Here is a 16,590-nt window from a genome sequence, read left to right on the forward strand (position 1 = left end):
AAAAACCGCAGCGCCCGATGGCAGGCGATGCGGTCTCAAAACTATCCGTTCAATCCCGTTTGACATACAGCTTGAACGCACTGCTCTTCAAATAATCGAGCGAGTAGAAGACGGGACGGTCATCCTCTCCAAAATGAAGCTGCTTCAGCAGAATGAGGTCCCCTCCGAGCATTTCGGCAGCCTTAAGGTCCCTTTCCTCGATGGTACCGACAGGACAGATCTCGGTCAAGGCGTAGGAGATCCGGATTCCAAGCCTTTCCTGCAGGAAGTCGAAAATCGCGCCGGAGAAGCCATCCTCGAAATGACGGGCAGCGATAGCCTTCGGGAAAATGTTGTAATAGAAAGCCACCTTCTGATTGTCCGCCGTTCTCAGCCGCTCCAGCACGACGACCGGCTCCTCGCTTTGCAGCTTTTCGGACCAGTCCGGCTCCGGCTGCTGCGAATAGATTTTCACATAGGCTTCGCTGTCCTTGTAGCCGACCCGCTTGATCATCTCTCCGAGGCTGCTCAGCTTGTTGAGCGGGTTCATGATGAGGGAGCTCTGCTCGTTCACATAGGTGCCCACGCCATTTTTGCTTAGAAGCACGCCTTCTCTCTGGAGCATCTTCAGCGACTCCCTGAGTGTCGGGCGGCTTACTTCGAATTCCTTGGCCAAGGCGGGTTCGGAAGGAAGCTTGTCTCCAGGCATCAGTTCTCCGCTCTTGATTCTCCGTTCAATTTCTTCTTTGACACGAATATATAGAAGCTTTTTCTCCATGAAGAGTCGATCCTCTCGCCATAAGGAAATACCGGGCTATTTTGAATTAGGTTATCAAAATTCAGCGGAAACTGCCAGTATGGCGATTTTCTCCTGCTGTCCTCCTGGACGCCGTTCGCCAAAAGGCGGACAGCAGGAGCTCATTTCAGCCAGCGCCGGCGGCCAGGACGATCCACGCCAGATGATAAGCGGCAAGCAAGGCGTATACGACCGCAGCGAAAAGAATCAATCGGGACAGCAGGATAGAGCTCGTCCTTCCTCCCATGAGCAGAAGGAGCGAGGGCAGAACAATCTTGTACCCATAGAACAGCGCAGGATGCGTCTCGTACAATAAAGCCGCGAACGGATTGGCTTCCTGTATGGCATGCAGCCGGATGCCTGCATCGGTCGCGATGGCGTCGAAGACGGATAGAACGAGAAGAAGCCACTTCGCAATGGCGTTCCGTGATTTGAAGCCCGTTACGGACATCGATGTTCTTGCCTGCATAGAGAAACCCCCAATCATGATACATATTGTATCATGATTGGGGGTTTCTCTTCCAGCTGCGTCCTCTTGCTTCAAGGATTGAAAGCGCGAAGCATCGTATGAATTTCGGGTTATTTCTAGGCTGGCATCTCGACCTCTCCGGCCATTACTTGCCGTACCCATTCGTAGCACCGGAGCAGATCGCTGTCGCTGACCAGGTCGGAGCGATGCTCGAACATGATCGCTGCATCCGGATTCTGTTCCCGGATGATGTTCAAGTAATCGAGGATCGGAGCCCATCCTTCCGCAGCATCCTGCTCCGGCAGCACGGGCATCCGGTAGCATTCGATTTTGTCCGTGAATCTGAATGTCCATAGATGGATCAGCGCCGCATACTTCGCGTATTTTTTTACAACCTTAAGCGAATTGAACCGGGGATCGATCCGATCTTGCCGATAAAGACGCCCGGTATCGAGGCAGAGACGGATAGATGGATAACGCTGAAGGAGCTCTTCCAGCAGGCCGCCTTCGACCAAGTACCGATTCAGTGCGTCCAATTCGAGAATCGGCATGAAGCCGTGCCGCTCCCCCATGCCGGAGATCCGCTGAAAGAAAATCTCGCTATGCCGTCGCAGCTCGTCAGCCGAAAAATCGTCCTCGTGAATATATTCACTGGAGTCAGAAAATTTCCACTTGGTCCAGTCCACCCCTGCAGCCAAGATGACCGGCTTGGGATAATGATACAGGATATAGGCAGGCTTCACTCGAGCCGCATAATCGCGACACTCCTGCTCGATAAGCTGAAAGGATTGTTCTCGAATGGACGTAAGCAATGGTCCTCCTCAAGCTTTTTCAGGATAAGCTTCACGTTTCTCGTCGTGCAGCGCAGCGCTTCGGCCAGCTCTTCAAGGGCAACCTCGACCGGGGTACCAAGCGCGCTTCCTGTTGAAAACCTATCGTAGAGAATGAGGTAGCGCTCGGTTTCAATCATCGTTTACCGCTTCTTTCCCCGCTTCGCGTGCCGAATTCGGGTTTGGGTTACAATAGGGTAAAGAATTCATGAGGAGGTTTGCATCCTTGAATCAGACAGATCCAACGATACCTGCCCGCGACGGACAGCGCGTTTTTGTCGCCGTTCCTCTGCCGGGTCCCCTGAAAGATCGGATCGGAGCTTGGTCCGATGAGCTGCGTACTCTCTATCCCTTCCGAAAATGGACGGATGCGGCGGATCTGCATATTACGCTTCAATTCATCGGCGATACGCCGCCGGAGCGTGTGTCGGAGCTCCGTTCCGCACTGGCCGCGGCGATGCAGTCCGGCCGGATCAGGCCGTTCGTCTTGACTTTGGGCGGCATGGGCACATTCGGCATTCCCGAGTCGCCGAGAGTGTTCTGGGCAGGAATCGGCGGCGACAAGGAAGGCTTGCATCAAGCAAGGAACATCGTCGCGGAAGCGACTTCGGCTCTTGGATACAAGACCGAAGAGCGGGCTTACAGCCCACATCTTACGATCGCCCGAAACTACCGGGGAACGGAGCCGTTTCGGATGCCGCAGCTGCATCTGCATCCGGGAGCTTCGGTTGCCGGGAGCTCCAGGGAAACGGAAGCCTGGACAAGAGACGACTCCGAAGCCGAACTGTCCTGGACCGTCGACGAAGTCGTCTTGTACCGGACGCATATGCATCGGCTTCCCATGTACGAAACCGTGGCCCGCTTTCCATTTGGATAGAATGAGAGTGCGGCGGTTCTCGCTTGGGTTCAGATGCGGAACAGCCCGTAGCCGGCCAGAGGCACGATCGGATCGGGATCCGATTTCAAGCCGTCGGACCGGCCGTTCAGGGCGACGTCGACAAGCCAGCGCGTGAACGGGGCTACATGCATGGACTCCATTTCCTCCAGGCTGAAAAAGCCGGCCGCATCGACCTCGAGACCGTCCGGAACCGGCTCTCCGCCTATATAATCCATTGAAAAGGCTACATACACATTATGAATCTGCCGCGGCTGATCGCGCAGGGCCGCTACTGCGGTGACGACGGCCTGAATGCCGGTCTCTTCAAGCACTTCCCGCTGCACGGTCTCATGCAGCTGCTCCAGCTGCTCGGCGTAACCGCCGGGATTGGTCCAGTATCCCCTTCCCGGTTCCTGGGCACGCCGCACGAGCAGCAGCTTGCCGCCGCGCTCCACCAAGGCGCCGACTCCGATGCTGTAATGGCCCCAATGAACGAAGCTGCACGAAACGCAAGCCCTTCTCGGCGTTCCGTCGATATCCCTCGTCTCCATGGCATCTCCGCACGCGGAGCAAAAATTGACTTCCATATGTCCACTCCCCTGAGATCATTCGCGCGGCTGTTCTTCCGTCGCCTCTTTTGATGGTTTGACACCGAGCCTTCCATCCTTGAAATAACGGGCCGAAGACGTTTAATCCTTATACTATCGAACTATCGCTTCATCCGCCATCGGTATTTTCGGCCGGAGAAACGAATTCGGCGGCAGAGTCTGGAATAGTTCTTAACCGCAAATGCAGGCAAAATAAAAAGACATGCGGAAAGGAATTCCGCATGTCTGCCAAACCTGCCGATGCTTACTCCTGCGTCTCGAACTTCCAGTTGGGAACGCCTTGATCCTCGATGATGCCGATGGCGACATCCGCGATATCGGGATCGCTGAGCAGGCTGTCCCTGACCTTGAAGATGATGTCGTCCGCATTCGCCAGCGTAAGGCCCGGCTCCAGCTCGATCGTGCCGTCGACATGATAATAACGGCCTTCCTGAAGGATCCTCATCTGGAAGATGTCCAGAACTTGAGGATGCGCCAGGATGATGCGGGCGACCTTGTCCTCGACATCCCGAGGCGCGGCTACGCCGATCAAGCCGACCATGTTGTCGTAGCCGACCCGGAAGGCGACGCCGATCATGAGAAGGCCGATGAGGATGGTCGAGATGCCGTCCAGCAGCTCGAAGCTCGTCAGCGACGTCACGATGACCGCGATCAGCGCGAGCAATGCGCCAGTCGTGGCGACGAGATCCTCGTAGAAGACCAGCCGGGTCGGAGGGGCGGCCCTGCCTACGTTGCGGAAGGCAGCGGCGACGATTCCCGTTCCATTGGCTTCTACCCGGGCTTCGTGCACGATCTCCTTCATCGCCTTCACGAGTACGAATCCGTCTACGGCCAGAGACAGGAGCAGCACGATCAGATTGAGCCAGAAGCCGCTCGAATGCACCGGATGCGCAAGGAGATGAAAGCCTTCGCGGATCGTTTCGTACGCCATGACGGTGACGACAAGAACAGCGATCATGCAGAACAGATTGATGACACGTCCGAATCCGGTCGGGAACCGCTTGGTCGGTTTCTTCTCGGCCAGGACGCTGCCTGCGAACACGAACCCCTGATTGATTGCGTCGGCGATGGAATGCATCGTAGATGCGAACATGGCGCCGCTTCCCGTCGTGGCTGCAGCGATGCCCTTGACGATGGCAAGGCCTGTATTGCCGATCGCCGCTGTCGCTGACGAAGTATTTCCTTTCTTCACTAATTGCCAGAAGCCGGTTTTCGTCGAATCTGTGCTCATCGTATGCGTTTCCTCCTGTAAATTCCAAACTGAAGCGGTTATACGCAGATGCTGCCCGTTATGTTTCGGAATTTCGACTCTGTCATGCAGCCGGAATCAGGTTCCGCAGAATGTCCGGTAGGAGCCTGCGGACAGTCCGGATGAAGCAGCGAATTCGTCTTGCTCGGGACGATGGTCGTAGGGGTTTTCGAGCGCCGCCAACAGCTTTTCCGTGACGCTCAGATCTCCTTGTTCCGCAGCCGCCAATGCTTCTTCCACCCGATGGTTGCGCGGAATCACCGCCGGATTGCTGGCGCGCATCAGAGCGGCCGACTGCTCGTCCGACTGCGGCTGCCTCTCCAGTCTCCTCTGCCGCTTCGCCATCCAAGCCGAGAATGCCTGCGAATCGCACAGAACATCGCCCTGCATCCGCTTGCCGGTCGTCAGGTAGCGGAAAGTGTTCGTATAGTCGGCCTTATGCTCCTTCATCAGCCGCAGCAGCTCGTCCGCGAGCTCCTGATCCTCAGGCTCTTCATGGAATAGACCCAGCTTGGCGCGCATTCCGTCCAGCCAGTGCCTGCCATAGGCCTCAGCGAATCTTCCAAGCTCATGCTCGGCCAGCCGGACCGCCTCTTCCTCGTCGTCATGCAGCAGCGGCAGCAGCGACTCGGCCAAGCGGGCGAGGTTCCATGCCGCGATTTGCGGCTGGCTGCCATAGGCGTACCGTCCTTGCGAATCTATGGAGCTGAACACGGTGGCTGGATCAAAGGCATCCATGAAGGCGCAAGGCCCGTAATCGATCGTTTCCCCGCTGATCGCCATGTTGTCGGTATTCATCACTCCATGGATGAAGCCGGCAAGCATCCACTTCGCGATCAGCGAAGCTTGGCGGTTGGCGACCTCCCGGAGAAGGACGAGATGGCGACCGGCGTCGTCCGCCTTGCTGAGGCCGGCGTAATGCCTCTGCAAGGCATAGTCGGACAGACGCTCGAGATCTTCCATCGTTCCCCACTGAGCCGCGAACTGGAACGTTCCGACGCGCAGATGGCTGGCAGCCGTCCTCGTCAGGACAGCTCCCGGCAGCACGGATTCTCGATAAACGGCATCTCCCGTTGACGTCACGGCGAGGCTGCGCGTCGTCGGAATGCCGAGTCCGTGCATCGCTTCGCTGATGATATGCTCCCTCAGCATCGGTCCCAGAGCCGCCCTGCCGTCGCCGCGGCGGGAATATGGCGTCGGTCCGGAGCCCTTGAGCTGGATATCGATCCGATGGCCTTCAGGAGTGATCTGTTCTCCGAGCAGGATCGCCCTGCCGTCGCCGAGCCTGTTGAAATGCCCGAACTGATGGCCGGCATAGGCTTGGGCCAGCGGCTCCGCTCCGTCAGGAACGGCATTGCCGGAGAGGAAATCAGCACCCTGCCCGTTGCGGAGCGCCTGGGGATCCAGTCCCATGGCAGCCGCCAGCCGCTCGTTGAGCACGATCAAGCTCGGGGAAGATACAGGCTGGGGATAGAGCCGGGTAAAGAAGAGCTCCGGCAGGCGGGCGTAGCTGTTGTCGAAGTTCCAGCCATAGCTGGTCTTGCTATCGGTTTCTTTCATAACATCTCCATTGGAATTAGAATTTTGGCATCATTTCTTATTATACCCTGAGACGGCCCGCTTGCATCGCTTCATCGGGATTTAGGCGGAGTTTCAAATCCAGGCATCTCCGAGAACCAGCCATGCGGATAGAAGCAAAACAGCCGCGCATGCCGCGCGGCTGAAGAGGCTGCTCCCTTCAAGAAAAAATCAGATCCTGAACTTGCTCACGATTCCGGTCAGATTTTCCGCCATCTGCTGCAGCTGCTCCGAGGAGCCGGCTACTTCGCCCATGGCCGCGGATTGCTGCTCCGCAGCCGTGGCGATGCTGCCCGACAGCTTGGCTGCGGTAACCGCGATCCTTTCCAGCTCGTCGAGCGAGGCGGCGATCTCCTCGGTTCCGGCCGACATCTGCTCTGAGGAGGCGGATACCTCCTGCACCTGGCTGTTCACTTCCTGAATCGATTTTACGATGGAGCTGAACGTCAGACCGGTCTGCTGGGCGATTTCCGTTCCATACCTCGCTTCATGGGCCGAACGCTCCAGCGATTCCGCCGCCCCGCTCGTGCCGTTGCCGATTGCCGACAGAATCTCCGTGATCTGCTTGGAAGAGGTGACCGAACGTTCGGCCAGCTTGCGGATTTCCTGGGCGACGACCGAGAAGCCCTTGCCATGCTCGCCCGCGCGAGCCGATTCGATCGAAGCGTTCAGCGCGAGCAGATTGGTCTGGCTTGCGATATCCGAGATCATCGCCATGATCTCTCCGATTCTGCTGCCGTGCTCCTTCAGCTCCCGAATGATCGCTGCCGTTTCGTTCAAATCGATTTCGATCTTTCTCATCTGCCCGACGACGCGCTCCATATCGCCTTCTCCATCTGCCGCTTTTTCCGACGTTTCGGCGGCGAGCTCCGACACGATGGAGGTGGATGCGGCGATGCGCTGAATGCCGATCGCCATTTCCGTCATCGCTGTCTGGCATTCTCTCGTGCTCTGGAATTGCTGCTCGGAGCCCGCTGCCGCCTGGCCTGTCGAAGCGGCGATCTCATTTGTCGCCTCCACCGCTTGCCTCGAGTTGTCCTGCAGCCTGTTGGCGGAGCTGGATACGCTCTTCGCTGCCAGCTGGATGTTGCCGGTCAGCTCCCGCAGGCTGGCGATCATTCGGTTGAAGGCTGCTGCTGCCTGTCCGATTTCATTTTCGCTTTTGACCGGAATTTCTTGGGTCAGATCGCCTTCTGCCGCCAGCTTCGACACTTCGGCCAGCGTACGAAGCGGCTTGAGCGTGCGGTTCACGAAATAGATGATGAGCAGGAGCGCAGCTATAGTGAATCCGCCTCCGGCCAAAATATCCTTCCATAACATCCGGGACAGGCTCGTCTTGACGTCATCGTAATGGAAATCGACGCCGAATAAGGCGAGCGTCTTGCCTTGACCGTCCTTGATCGGGGACAAATACGATACCCACTCGCCCTCGGAATCGGAATAAGGAACCGTCAACGCGAAGCCGTCCTTCATCGCCTTGTTGAAGGCATCTTCAAAAACATCGGGCATCTCGTAGACGGAGCCCGGCTGAATCGCTTCGTCATCACTATTCTCCTGCAGACTGACAAGGGTGCGCTTGCCGCCGGCTTCCAGAACTTCGGGCAGCATCAGATAGGCGTTGCTGATGAAGAGATCTTCGGCGGACATGGCGACTAACTGTGACTTGAGCAGCATGAAGGCTTCTGTCGTGGCGGCTTCCTTGCGGTTCAGCACAGCCGATGCTTCCGCGATCTTGCCGGCATTGAGCTGTACTTGACCTTGCATGGCCTTGCCCAATTCGCGCAGCTGCTTGTGGAACTCATTTTTCTGGCTCTGATAGGCAAAGGCCGCGGTCAGGCTCATGACCCCGGTGAATAGGACAGCCAGCAGCAGCACGCTCGTTCGGATCAGACTTCGTTTGGGCAAGGACAGGTATTTTTTCATGCAGTAGGCAACCTCTCATGTTGGGATAGTATTATATCGACATTCATGAGGCTATCCTTTAGAACATTCCCGGCGGCGGACAACTCAGCCTCCGTCTCGGATACGCTCTTACCTCCTCCCCGTTAGCCCGCTTGCGAGGTGTTGTTGCGCCTCTTGCCGCATACGATCCGATCCTGGACGCGCATGGAAAAATAACCGACCTTTCTTACCGTTCCTTCTCCATTTCCCTTTCAGCGATCATCCGGTAATGCCTATCCGTCGGATAGTCGAGCCTGATGACCTTGAAGCCGTATCGGATCAGCAGTTCCTCCAACTCCTGCGGCTCGACCCGGCTCGGAGGCGGAATCCGGGCTTCATCCCGCTTCTTCATCCATTCGAGGATGAACAGCAGGGCGCCGGGCTTCATCACACGGGCTAATTCCTGAACGGGCTGCTCGACCGTGTCAGTCACGTGAAGCACCAGCGAGGCGATAGCCCGGTCGACGGATCGGTCCGGCAGCGGCAGCCGTTCCGCGGATGCCAGCACCGGCTGAAGATTATGAGCCTGTTCTGCGGCCGCCTTAGCCTGCATGTAGCCGATCATCTCTGCTTGCGGGTCAGCCGCGACAACTTGCCCGCTGGTCAGAGATGCCGCCGGAAAGGAGAAGTAACCCGTTCCTGCCCCGATATCCAGCACCGTCATGCCGTTCTCGATCTTCAGAGCTTGGAGCAGCATGCCGGGAGGCAGCTGCTCCCTCCGTTCCTCGCTCTCCATTCTTCCGATCAGAGAAGGACTGAACTTCTCTTTCATAGACAATTCTCTCCTTCGCACATCGATTGCGGATGATGACCGCTCCTCGAAGCCATTATCCCTCAACCCGCTGCGAACATGCAAAAAAAAGGAAGCTCCGAAGAGCCCCCTTTTTCCTGCAGCTTATTTGATCGTCAGGTTGAACCCGCTCTGGATGTAGTTGCCGCCTGCATAGGCGATGTTCCGGGTCACCAGATTGTTGAACGTCGCCGAGCCGTTGCCCGTGTACGTATAGATGGCTGCGCCAAGGTGAGGTCCCGAGAAGCGGGATGTCGATATCCCGTCGCGGCCGGTGCCGTCGATCGTGATGTTGTTGAACACGATGTTCTCGAAGCCGCCGCCGTAACCGATCTGAACGCCGTCGCGCTGGGCATTGATGATGTCGATGTTGGTGAAGGTGACGTTTTTGATGGCGTCGTTGGAAGCTTCCAGATCAATCGCCCCGCGCTCGCCGTTGTACAGATCCTGGCTTGTGCCGCTGTTGATGATCGTCGTGTCCGAGAAGGTGATGCCGGTGTTGTTTTGGAAGTGATAGCCCGGGAACACCGTATTCATCCGGATGCCGGAGCCTCCGACACAGTCGATGATGTAGTTGTGGTCTGCTTTGTGGCCGCTGCCGCCGAAGAAGGCGATGGCTGCCGCGCGCCAGTTGTTCTCGATCGTGTTGTAGGAGAACGTGTTGTTTACGCCGGCGGGAGCGCCGTTCGTGTTGCTCGTCCAGACGGCCAGTCCGTCATCGCCGTTGTTGCGGATGCTGCTGTTGCGGACGGTCGAATTGCTCGTTCCCTGCGCGAAGTTGATGCCGTCGGCTAGGTTGTTGCGGATGCGGCTGTTCTCGACGACAAGGCCGCTCGCATAGATCGCAGGAGTATGGGCATAGTCGCCGACCCACATGCCGCATTCGAAATGCTCGACCCAAACGTCATGGATCGTCGAATTGGCTCCGAAATTGTCCATGAAGCCTTTGTAGACGGCATTCTGACCGTAGCGGGAACGCAGGTTGGAGTTCATGTAGATGTTGCTGAAATCAAGCTTTCCTTTGATTCTCAGGGAGATGCCGCCTCCCGATGCATTGGGATTCGTGAACTGGATGTTCGTATACCAGATGCCTGCGCCGGTAACCGTGAAGTTGTCGATCATGTTCGCGGCCGAGCCGATCTCCCACATGCTGCTCAGATGGAAGGTGCCTTCCGGAATATAGAGGGATTTTCCGGCCGCTGCCGCTGCGGTCACGGCTGCCTTGAAGGCGGCGAGATCATCCTTGCCGTCATTCGCGATGGCTCCGTATTCGGTGACGGACACCGAATTGGCAGGACGGGCAACGGCTGCCGGAATCGGCTCGATCTCGATGAAGTCGACGCCGTACTCCAGACTGTCTCCGCCCTTCTGGACGCGGATCGTGTCTCCCGGCTTCAGTGCGGCATCCAGCTTGAAGTGGACTTCGTCGAAGCGGAAGAGCGGCCTGCCTCCGCCCGGAGCGTCAGCCGGCATGTCGCCGGAGAAATACTGCCAACTGTAATAGGAGGTCAGCGACACTGTTTTGGCTTTGGTTCCGTTGACATAGACGTCGAGCGAGCCGTTCTGGCCCATGCCGTCGCTGGTGTCAGGCATCGTGAAGCGCATCGTGACGCCCGCTCCGCCTTGTCCTTGACGGACTGTCCACTGCAGGCTGGAGCCATTGGACGGAAGTGCGGCGTATTTCTGTCCCGATGCTTCGGAAGCGATGAGCGATTGATCGAACGTTGGCGCCGTTCTCAGGACAGCTCCGCCGCCGAGCGCCGCATCCTCCGTGTCGTATCGGCTGTACGGCATGCTGGCGCCGCGCGCCGAGTAGACCGTGAGGCTCGCATTGCTCGTATTGTTGCTTTGCTTGGCCGGAATTTCGTTGCCGTCTGCGGCTACAGTCGTCGAGACGGTATAAGTGCCGCTCGCTGCGGTCCAGCTGCCCACGCTGATGTTCGTGGACGCGCCAGCTGCAAGGGAACCTGTGTAGGAGCCCGTAAAGGTTTGGAGCGTCGCTCCGGCGGAGTTTTTCAGCACCACGGTTACGGGATGGGCTCCGCCGGCTGAAGCAAGCGTACCCTGGTTTTTGAGGGCGACGGTAAAGGACACCGCCGCTCCCTGCGACGGCGTGCCCGGCGACCATGACGTCGTGGCGACGAGGTCGGAGCTGGACACCGGCGCTACGACGAGATTAGTCGGGTTCGCGTAGCTGTTGTTGCCTTCATTCTGCTCGATGACGGCGTTGCTCTCGTCGACCTTGGCGCTTACCGAATACGTTGCGGCAGCTTTGGCGCCTGCATTGATCGATACATTCGCAGAAGCTCCTGCCGCAAGCGCGCCTACCGGAGCGGTGCCGGCGAGCTCGTTGTTCAGGTAGAAATTGACCGTCGTGGCGCCTGCGCCTGCAGTCCCGACGTTCTTGACGACGGCGTTCAGCGTAATGGCGCCGCTCTCGACCGGAGAAGCCGGAGTCCAGGACATGCCGGCAATGGTCAAGTCCGGATTAGGCGCAGGCGTGCCGAACACTTGGAACTCGGCGATCTGGCCGGCCGGCGCGCCGGAGTTCGCCGTAATGTTCAGCTGGAGGCGCTTGACCGTCGCGGTGACCGGAATCGTCACACTGTTGCCGGTTGCGGGATTGAATGTATAGGACTGGGACGAGACGAGATTGCTGAAGGAGCTGGCGTTCTGATCCGCTCCAAGCACTTGGATCGTCTGCGTGCGAGTCCCCCATTCCGAAGCCGGATTCAGCTTCAGCACGACGGAGGTGATGCTCTGGTTGGAACCGAAATCGAGAGTCAGCGTGCTTGGGTTGCCGCCTCCCTCCCAATAGGTGGCCGTATTGTTGTCATTCGCATTCGCGGCTGCGTAGGTCTGCGTGCTGGAAGAGGCTGTAATCGATTTCCCTAAGGCGATGTTGCTGCCCGCCGGAGTCGGCGTCGGCGTCGCCGAAGGAGTAGGGGTTACCGTAGGCGTCGGTGTTGGTGTTGGTGTTGGGGTAGGCGTTGGAGTTGGCGTTGGAGTTGGCGCCGTCGCCCCGTAAATTTCAAGCTCCGACAGCTGGCCTGCAGGCCAGCCCGTATTGGCCGTGAAATTCAGGCGGACGTAACGGGTGCTGGCGGCGCTGAAGTTGATCGTGACGCTGTTGCCGGCTATGGATGGATTGAATGTATACCCCGCCGATCCGACGATGTTCGTGAACGTCGAGCCGTTCGCGCTGCCCTGGATCGAGAGCGTCTGCGTACGGGTCTCCCATCCGGACGGAAGCTTGAGGACGATCTGGTCGATGCTCGTGCTGGCGCCAAGGTCGACTTGGATCCACTGCGGGAAGGCGTTGTTCGTGCTTTCCCAATAAGTGCCCTGATTGCTGTCCTTGACATTGTCGGGGCTGTACGTCTGAGACTGGCCGCTGGCGGTGACGGTTTTGCCGAGCGTCAGATTCGCGCCTCCTGCTGCGGTGGCGGGAGCGATGGGACCGGCAGCCTGGAAGAAGCCGGCGGCGATCAGGACGAGCGCCAACAGCCAGTTCATATATTTAGTGCGGATACGCATTATAGTCCTCCTCGGGTTCGATTGGTTCGCGGCATAATCGCTTGAATACGACTGAAATCAATAGGTCGGCCAAAGATCCCTAATTCGAAGCGCTTTCAATTGTTGGGCTGCCACCACCTTCTTTGCTGGGATGATTGCTTGGCGATCCTCCTTTCGCGGACATGCATCCTCATTATAAAGGTTGATTTGCCAAATGATGGAGTGGCGATCTTACGGAAAAGAGGTGCGATTCTATGTTTTTTCCCGACGATGGCGCTGGAAGAAAACAAAAGGCCTCGATGCCTATGGCATCGGGCCTCTCGAAATCGTTTTTTGAATCCGTCTCTCTAGAAACAAGACGAAATCAGATCATGAAGCTGTGGCCGGATGCGCAGAATAGCGTCCGTGCGGCCGAAGTGGACCCGGTTGGTCAGCAGGACGATCTGCAGCTCCCGCTCCGGATCGAACCAAATGCTCGTTCCCGTAAAACCGGTGTGGCCAAAGGACGTCTGCGACAGCAGGCTTCCGGCCGAATTCGGACTGTCCGGATTGACGAGCTGCCAGCCCAAGCCGCGGAAATCTCCGGCGAAGGGAGTATGGTTCCGCCGAGCTTCAGCCAGCCATGATTCCTCCAAGATCGCCCTTCCTTCATGCCTTCCTCCGGCATGGATCATGGATGCGAACTTCAGCACATCCTCCGCGGTGGAGAACAATCCCGCATGCCCGCTTATTCCTCCCATTCGCTCCGCTTTTTCGTCATGGACGATGCCGCGCTTGTAAGCTCCTGCTTCCTCGGAGTATTCCGTGGAGGCATATCTGGAAGGATCGAAGGCCGGAAGGAACCCCGTATCCTTCATCCCCAATGGAGCGTAGATCTCCCTCTCCAGAAACGACGTGAACGGCTCGCCAGCCGCCTGCTCCGCGATAAGGTACAACAGAATGAAGCCGAGATCGCTGTAGACGACCTCCTTGCCCGGCGTGCTCAAGGGGCGTTCGCTCCGAACGCGCTCCAGCAGCTCCTCCCTGCCCATCGCCATGACTTCCTTCATAGGCAGCCCGGCTCGAAGGCCGGATGTATGGGTCAGCAGATGGCGGATCGTGATGGGATTCTCGGCGTTGTCTGCATAACCTCGGATATGGCTGGCTATCGTGTCGTCCAAGGAAAGCCTGGCCTCTCCGGCCAGCTTGAGGATGGCCGGCAGCGTGGCCAGCACCTTCGTCAAGGAGGCCATATCGAATACGGTGTCCCATTCCATGGCTTCCCTTTGCGGATAGACGGCTCGGCAGCCGTAGGCTTTCCTCAGGACAGGCTGTCCCTGGACGGCTACAGCAAGCACGGCTCCCGGCAAATGTCCGTCCCTGATCTCCTGCTCCATGAATGCATCTATGCGGGATTCGTCTCTCTCTCCCATGAACCTGCCTCCTCCTTTGGCCATTCGGCCGCCGCGAGCTGCGGCGAATGATGCTCCTCCTTTTATCTTCCACAATACGCGGCAGAAGGCAATGCCGACTCTGTTATAGGCGAATGTTCCCTGTCTGGCACGACTGAAATCTGCTAGTGTGAAGACAAATGAATGAAATAGGCGGTGAATTGGAATGAAGCAGAATGAACTCGAAAAATGGATTTCTCTTCGCGAGGAAGGCCGCGCCAATCAGGATCAAAAGCTGCTGGCGGAGGTCAGGCAAGGACTGAAAGCCCTTCTCCAAAACCATCCTGATGAAGCTGCGGTCCATTATCAATGCGGCATCGCCCACGACAATTCCGGGTTGGGCCGGGAGGCCGTTCCCTATTATGAAAAGGCTCTGGAGCTTGGACTCTCGGGGCCGGACCGGGAACGATGCTTGCTGGGACTGGGAAGCACATACCGGTATTGGGGGCGTTATTCCGAGGCTGTGCATGTCCTGCGCCAGGGAGTCGCGGAATTTCCCGGCAACCGGGCCTTGAAGGCGTACCTCTCCATGGCTCTCTACAATACCCGGGAATACAAGGAGAGCGTCGAGCTTCTCATCGCCAATCTGATGGAGTCGACCGACGATGGCATCTTGCAGTACTTCAAACGCGGAATTCTAGCTTATGCGGAAGACTTGGATGAAACAGCGGCGGAAGACCTGGATGAAACAGCCGCGAAAGACAGCCGCAAGTAATCGCCCGAAACGGCATCATCCTCCATGAAGCTCATAGGTACGGACAAAAAAGAACGCCGCAGTCCGCGGCGTTCTTTTCGGCATTCCTTATCCTGCTTATACCTTCACAAAGCGCCACTTCTGCGCTCCCGTTCCGTTGTCGGTCCAGATCTGCACGTTGGTTCCGTCAGCGGTTCCTGACGAGGAGACGTCAAGCGCCTTGTTGCTGCCGACGCCGATGACCTTGAAGCTGCCGTCTCCGTTGTCGATGATTCTCCAGTTCTGAGCGTTGTTGCCGTTCTGATTCGCGATCTGCACATTCGTGCCGTCGGCTGTCCCCGCCCCAGCGACATCGAGCGCCTTGCCGCTCGCCGGATTGATCAGCTTGAACGTTCCATCCGCATTGGCGACCGCCTGCCAGCGCTGAGCTCCGGTTCCATTGTCCGTGTAGATCTGGACATTGGTGCCGTCCGCGGTTCCTGCGGCGTAGATGTCAAGCGCCTTGTTGCTGTTGACGTTGATCAGCTTGTATACAGCTCCGGCTTCGATCGGCGAAGAGGTCGACGTTCCTTGCGTATAGACACGGACATAATCGACGGTCATCGTCTGAGGGAATACCGTCGAAGCGTTCGGGTTGCCCGGCCAGTTGCCGCCGACAGCGAGGTTCATGATCATGAAGAACGGATGGTCGAACACCCATGTCTGGCCCGCTCCGAGCTGGCTTTTGTTGAACGTATGATACAGATTGCCGTCTACGTACCAGCGGATCTGCGTCGGCTCCCACTCGACTCCGAATACGTGGAACGCGTCCGCGAACGAGCCGCTAGGAAGCTTGTAGGATTTGCTTATGCCTCCGGCGCCGGAGTATCCGGGACCGTGCACCGTTCCGTACACGGTGCTGGTGTCATGGCCCAGGTATTCCATGATGTCGAGCTCGCCGCTGCCCGGCCAGCCGGCCGTATCGAGGTTGTTGCCGAGCATCCAGAAGGCCGGCCAGATGCCTTGGCCGTAAGGAAGCTTGATGCGGGCTTCGAATTTGCCGTAAGCCTGGTTGAATTTGCCTTTCGTCAGCAGCCGGGCGGAAGTATAGGACATGCCGCCGACATTTTCCTTGATCGCTTTGATGACCAGATTTCCGCTGCCGTCCAGGTAGGAATTGTTGCGGCTGTTCGTGTAATATTCCAGCTCGTTGTTGCCCCATCCGCCGCCGCCGATGTCATAGCCCCATTTGCTCCCGTCCGGCGCGGAGCCTGACGCTCCGTTGAATTCATCGCTCCAGGACAGATTCCAGGTCGGAGCCGCTTGGGCTGAAGGCATGCGGACACCTCCCAGGCTGATCAGAAGAACCGCGGCCATCGCAAGCATCGCAATCGTTCTCATTCTCATTTTTGCTTTCATGTCATTTCCTCCTCTTCCATTCAATTATGAAGCGCTTTCAAAAAGGTTCAGTTGTTCGCCCTTTTGGGCCCTATGCACCTCCCTCTCGAAAAATGGAAACTAATAACGGGTGCTATTTAATTATGAACCTATCTCCCTAAAAGTAAATTCCCATTATTTCGGTCACTGGATTTCGGGTGCGGGATCGACACGGCATTGGATCCGTTGCCGGGCGGACGAGCCTCTTTCGGACCATGCCGGAATGGCGGTCGTCCTGCATTCCCCTGACAGCCAGGACGACGATGGCCTATGAGCTTGCCGCACGCGCCAGCCTTGCCGGGAAACCGCAGCGGGATGCCCAGTTCTTTGGCCGGCGTAGTTGCGGCCAATTACTCCAGAAGCTCCTATTACCAGAGCGACCTTGCGTTTGCTTTCAAGGGTTTCCTTCAATTTCGT

Annotated in this window: 14 protein-coding genes; 2 read left to right on the forward strand and 12 right to left on the reverse strand. The window is 57.6% G+C overall.

The window, feature by feature from the left end; translation table 11 throughout:
• Positions 1-49: 49 nt before the first annotated feature.
• The 4 genes from ACLBWT_RS15725 to ACLBWT_RS15740 form a co-directional block, all read right to left on the reverse strand.
• Positions 50-757, reverse strand: a complete 708-nt coding sequence (locus tag ACLBWT_RS15725; RefSeq protein ID WP_447664071.1) for a GntR family transcriptional regulator — start codon at positions 755-757, stop codon at positions 50-52.
• Positions 758-902: 145 nt separating this feature from the next.
• The gene (locus tag ACLBWT_RS15730) at positions 903-1,244 is read right to left on the reverse strand and encodes a DUF5658 family protein (protein WP_447664072.1); all 342 of its coding nucleotides are present in this window, start codon (positions 1,242-1,244) and stop codon (positions 903-905) included.
• 116 nt (positions 1,245-1,360) lie between these two features.
• Positions 1,361-1,987: a hypothetical protein gene (locus ACLBWT_RS15735; RefSeq protein ID WP_447664073.1), complete on the reverse strand. Its 627-nt coding sequence runs from the start codon at positions 1,985-1,987 to the stop codon at positions 1,361-1,363.
• Entirely contained in the window at positions 1,984-2,214 is a 231-nt protein-coding gene (locus tag ACLBWT_RS15740) for an SgrR family transcriptional regulator (protein WP_447664074.1), read from the reverse strand. Before ACLBWT_RS15740 ends, ACLBWT_RS15735 begins: the two co-directional genes overlap by 4 nt.
• A gap of 86 nt (positions 2,215-2,300) precedes the next feature.
• On the opposite strand from ACLBWT_RS15740, the gene thpR reads away from it, so the two are divergent.
• Complete coding sequence (gene thpR, locus ACLBWT_RS15745) at positions 2,301-2,951, forward strand: RNA 2',3'-cyclic phosphodiesterase (protein WP_447664075.1); 651 nt, start codon at positions 2,301-2,303, stop codon at positions 2,949-2,951.
• A 29-nt stretch (positions 2,952-2,980) separates the two neighbouring features.
• On the opposite strand, the gene ACLBWT_RS15750 is transcribed toward thpR, so the two are convergent.
• The 7 genes from ACLBWT_RS15750 to ACLBWT_RS15780 all read right to left on the reverse strand — a co-directional run bounded on the left by ACLBWT_RS15750 (position 2,981) and on the right by ACLBWT_RS15780 (position 14,045).
• Complete coding sequence (locus tag ACLBWT_RS15750; protein WP_447664076.1) at positions 2,981-3,538, reverse strand: NUDIX domain-containing protein; 558 nt, start codon at positions 3,536-3,538, stop codon at positions 2,981-2,983.
• Positions 3,539-3,803: 265 nt separating this feature from the next.
• Entirely contained in the window at positions 3,804-4,790 is a 987-nt protein-coding gene (locus ACLBWT_RS15755) for a cation diffusion facilitator family transporter (protein ID WP_447664077.1), read from the reverse strand.
• A 96-nt stretch (positions 4,791-4,886) separates the two neighbouring features.
• Positions 4,887-6,368 (reverse strand): protein adenylyltransferase SelO, encoded by a 1,482-nt coding sequence (locus ACLBWT_RS15760; RefSeq protein WP_447664078.1) that lies wholly within the window; start codon positions 6,366-6,368, stop codon positions 4,887-4,889.
• 189 nt (positions 6,369-6,557) lie between these two features.
• The gene (locus ACLBWT_RS15765) at positions 6,558-8,309 is read right to left on the reverse strand and encodes a methyl-accepting chemotaxis protein (protein WP_447664079.1); all 1,752 of its coding nucleotides are present in this window, start codon (positions 8,307-8,309) and stop codon (positions 6,558-6,560) included.
• A gap of 205 nt (positions 8,310-8,514) precedes the next feature.
• On the reverse strand, positions 8,515-9,099 hold the full coding sequence (locus tag ACLBWT_RS15770) for a class I SAM-dependent methyltransferase (protein ID WP_447664080.1): 585 nt from the start codon (positions 9,097-9,099) through the stop codon (positions 8,515-8,517).
• Positions 9,100-9,222: 123 nt separating this feature from the next.
• Positions 9,223-12,633: a discoidin domain-containing protein gene (locus ACLBWT_RS15775; RefSeq protein ID WP_447664245.1), complete on the reverse strand. Its 3,411-nt coding sequence runs from the start codon at positions 12,631-12,633 to the stop codon at positions 9,223-9,225.
• 347 nt (positions 12,634-12,980) lie between these two features.
• Positions 12,981-14,045: a serine hydrolase domain-containing protein gene (locus ACLBWT_RS15780; protein ID WP_447664081.1), complete on the reverse strand. Its 1,065-nt coding sequence runs from the start codon at positions 14,043-14,045 to the stop codon at positions 12,981-12,983.
• 184 nt (positions 14,046-14,229) lie between these two features.
• On the opposite strand from ACLBWT_RS15780, the gene ACLBWT_RS15785 reads away from it, so the two are divergent.
• Entirely contained in the window at positions 14,230-14,778 is a 549-nt protein-coding gene (locus tag ACLBWT_RS15785) for a tetratricopeptide repeat protein (RefSeq protein WP_447664082.1), read from the forward strand.
• Between the two features lie 96 nt (positions 14,779-14,874).
• On the opposite strand, the gene ACLBWT_RS15790 is transcribed toward ACLBWT_RS15785, so the two are convergent.
• Positions 14,875-16,155 carry an RICIN domain-containing protein gene (locus ACLBWT_RS15790; RefSeq protein WP_447664083.1) on the reverse strand — a complete coding sequence of 427 codons (1,281 nt, stop codon included), beginning with the start codon at positions 16,153-16,155 and terminating at the stop codon, positions 14,875-14,877.
• Between the last annotated feature and the right edge of the window lie 435 nt (positions 16,156-16,590).

The sequence above is a fragment of the Paenibacillus sp. D51F genome, assembly GCF_053345695.1.

Excerpts from the sequence above, each read along its gene's own strand:
- ACLBWT_RS15790 (WP_447664083.1), bottom strand. The coding sequence starts at position 16,155 with ATGAAAGCAAAAATGAGAATGAGAACGATTGCGATGCTTGCGATGGCC.
- ACLBWT_RS15760 (WP_447664078.1), bottom strand. The coding sequence starts at position 6,368 with ATGAAAGAAACCGATAGCAAGACCAGCTATGGCTGGAACTTCGACAAC.
- ACLBWT_RS15730 (WP_447664072.1), bottom strand. The coding sequence starts at position 1,244 with ATGCAGGCAAGAACATCGATGTCCGTAACGGGCTTCAAATCACGGAAC.
- ACLBWT_RS15725 (WP_447664071.1), bottom strand. The coding sequence starts at position 757 with ATGGAGAAAAAGCTTCTATATATTCGTGTCAAAGAAGAAATTGAACGG.
- ACLBWT_RS15775 (WP_447664245.1), bottom strand. The coding sequence starts at position 12,633 with ATGAACTGGCTGTTGGCGCTCGTCCTGATCGCCGCCGGCTTCTTCCAG.
- ACLBWT_RS15780 (WP_447664081.1), bottom strand. The coding sequence starts at position 14,045 with ATGGGAGAGAGAGACGAATCCCGCATAGATGCATTCATGGAGCAGGAG.
- ACLBWT_RS15750 (WP_447664076.1), bottom strand. The coding sequence starts at position 3,538 with ATGGAAGTCAATTTTTGCTCCGCGTGCGGAGATGCCATGGAGACGAGG.
- ACLBWT_RS15785 (WP_447664082.1), top strand. The coding sequence starts at position 14,230 with ATGAAGCAGAATGAACTCGAAAAATGGATTTCTCTTCGCGAGGAAGGC.
- ACLBWT_RS15755 (WP_447664077.1), bottom strand. The coding sequence starts at position 4,790 with ATGAGCACAGATTCGACGAAAACCGGCTTCTGGCAATTAGTGAAGAAA.
- ACLBWT_RS15770 (WP_447664080.1), bottom strand. The coding sequence starts at position 9,099 with ATGAAAGAGAAGTTCAGTCCTTCTCTGATCGGAAGAATGGAGAGCGAG.
- ACLBWT_RS15740 (WP_447664074.1), bottom strand. The coding sequence starts at position 2,214 with ATGATTGAAACCGAGCGCTACCTCATTCTCTACGATAGGTTTTCAACA.
- ACLBWT_RS15765 (WP_447664079.1), bottom strand. The coding sequence starts at position 8,309 with ATGAAAAAATACCTGTCCTTGCCCAAACGAAGTCTGATCCGAACGAGC.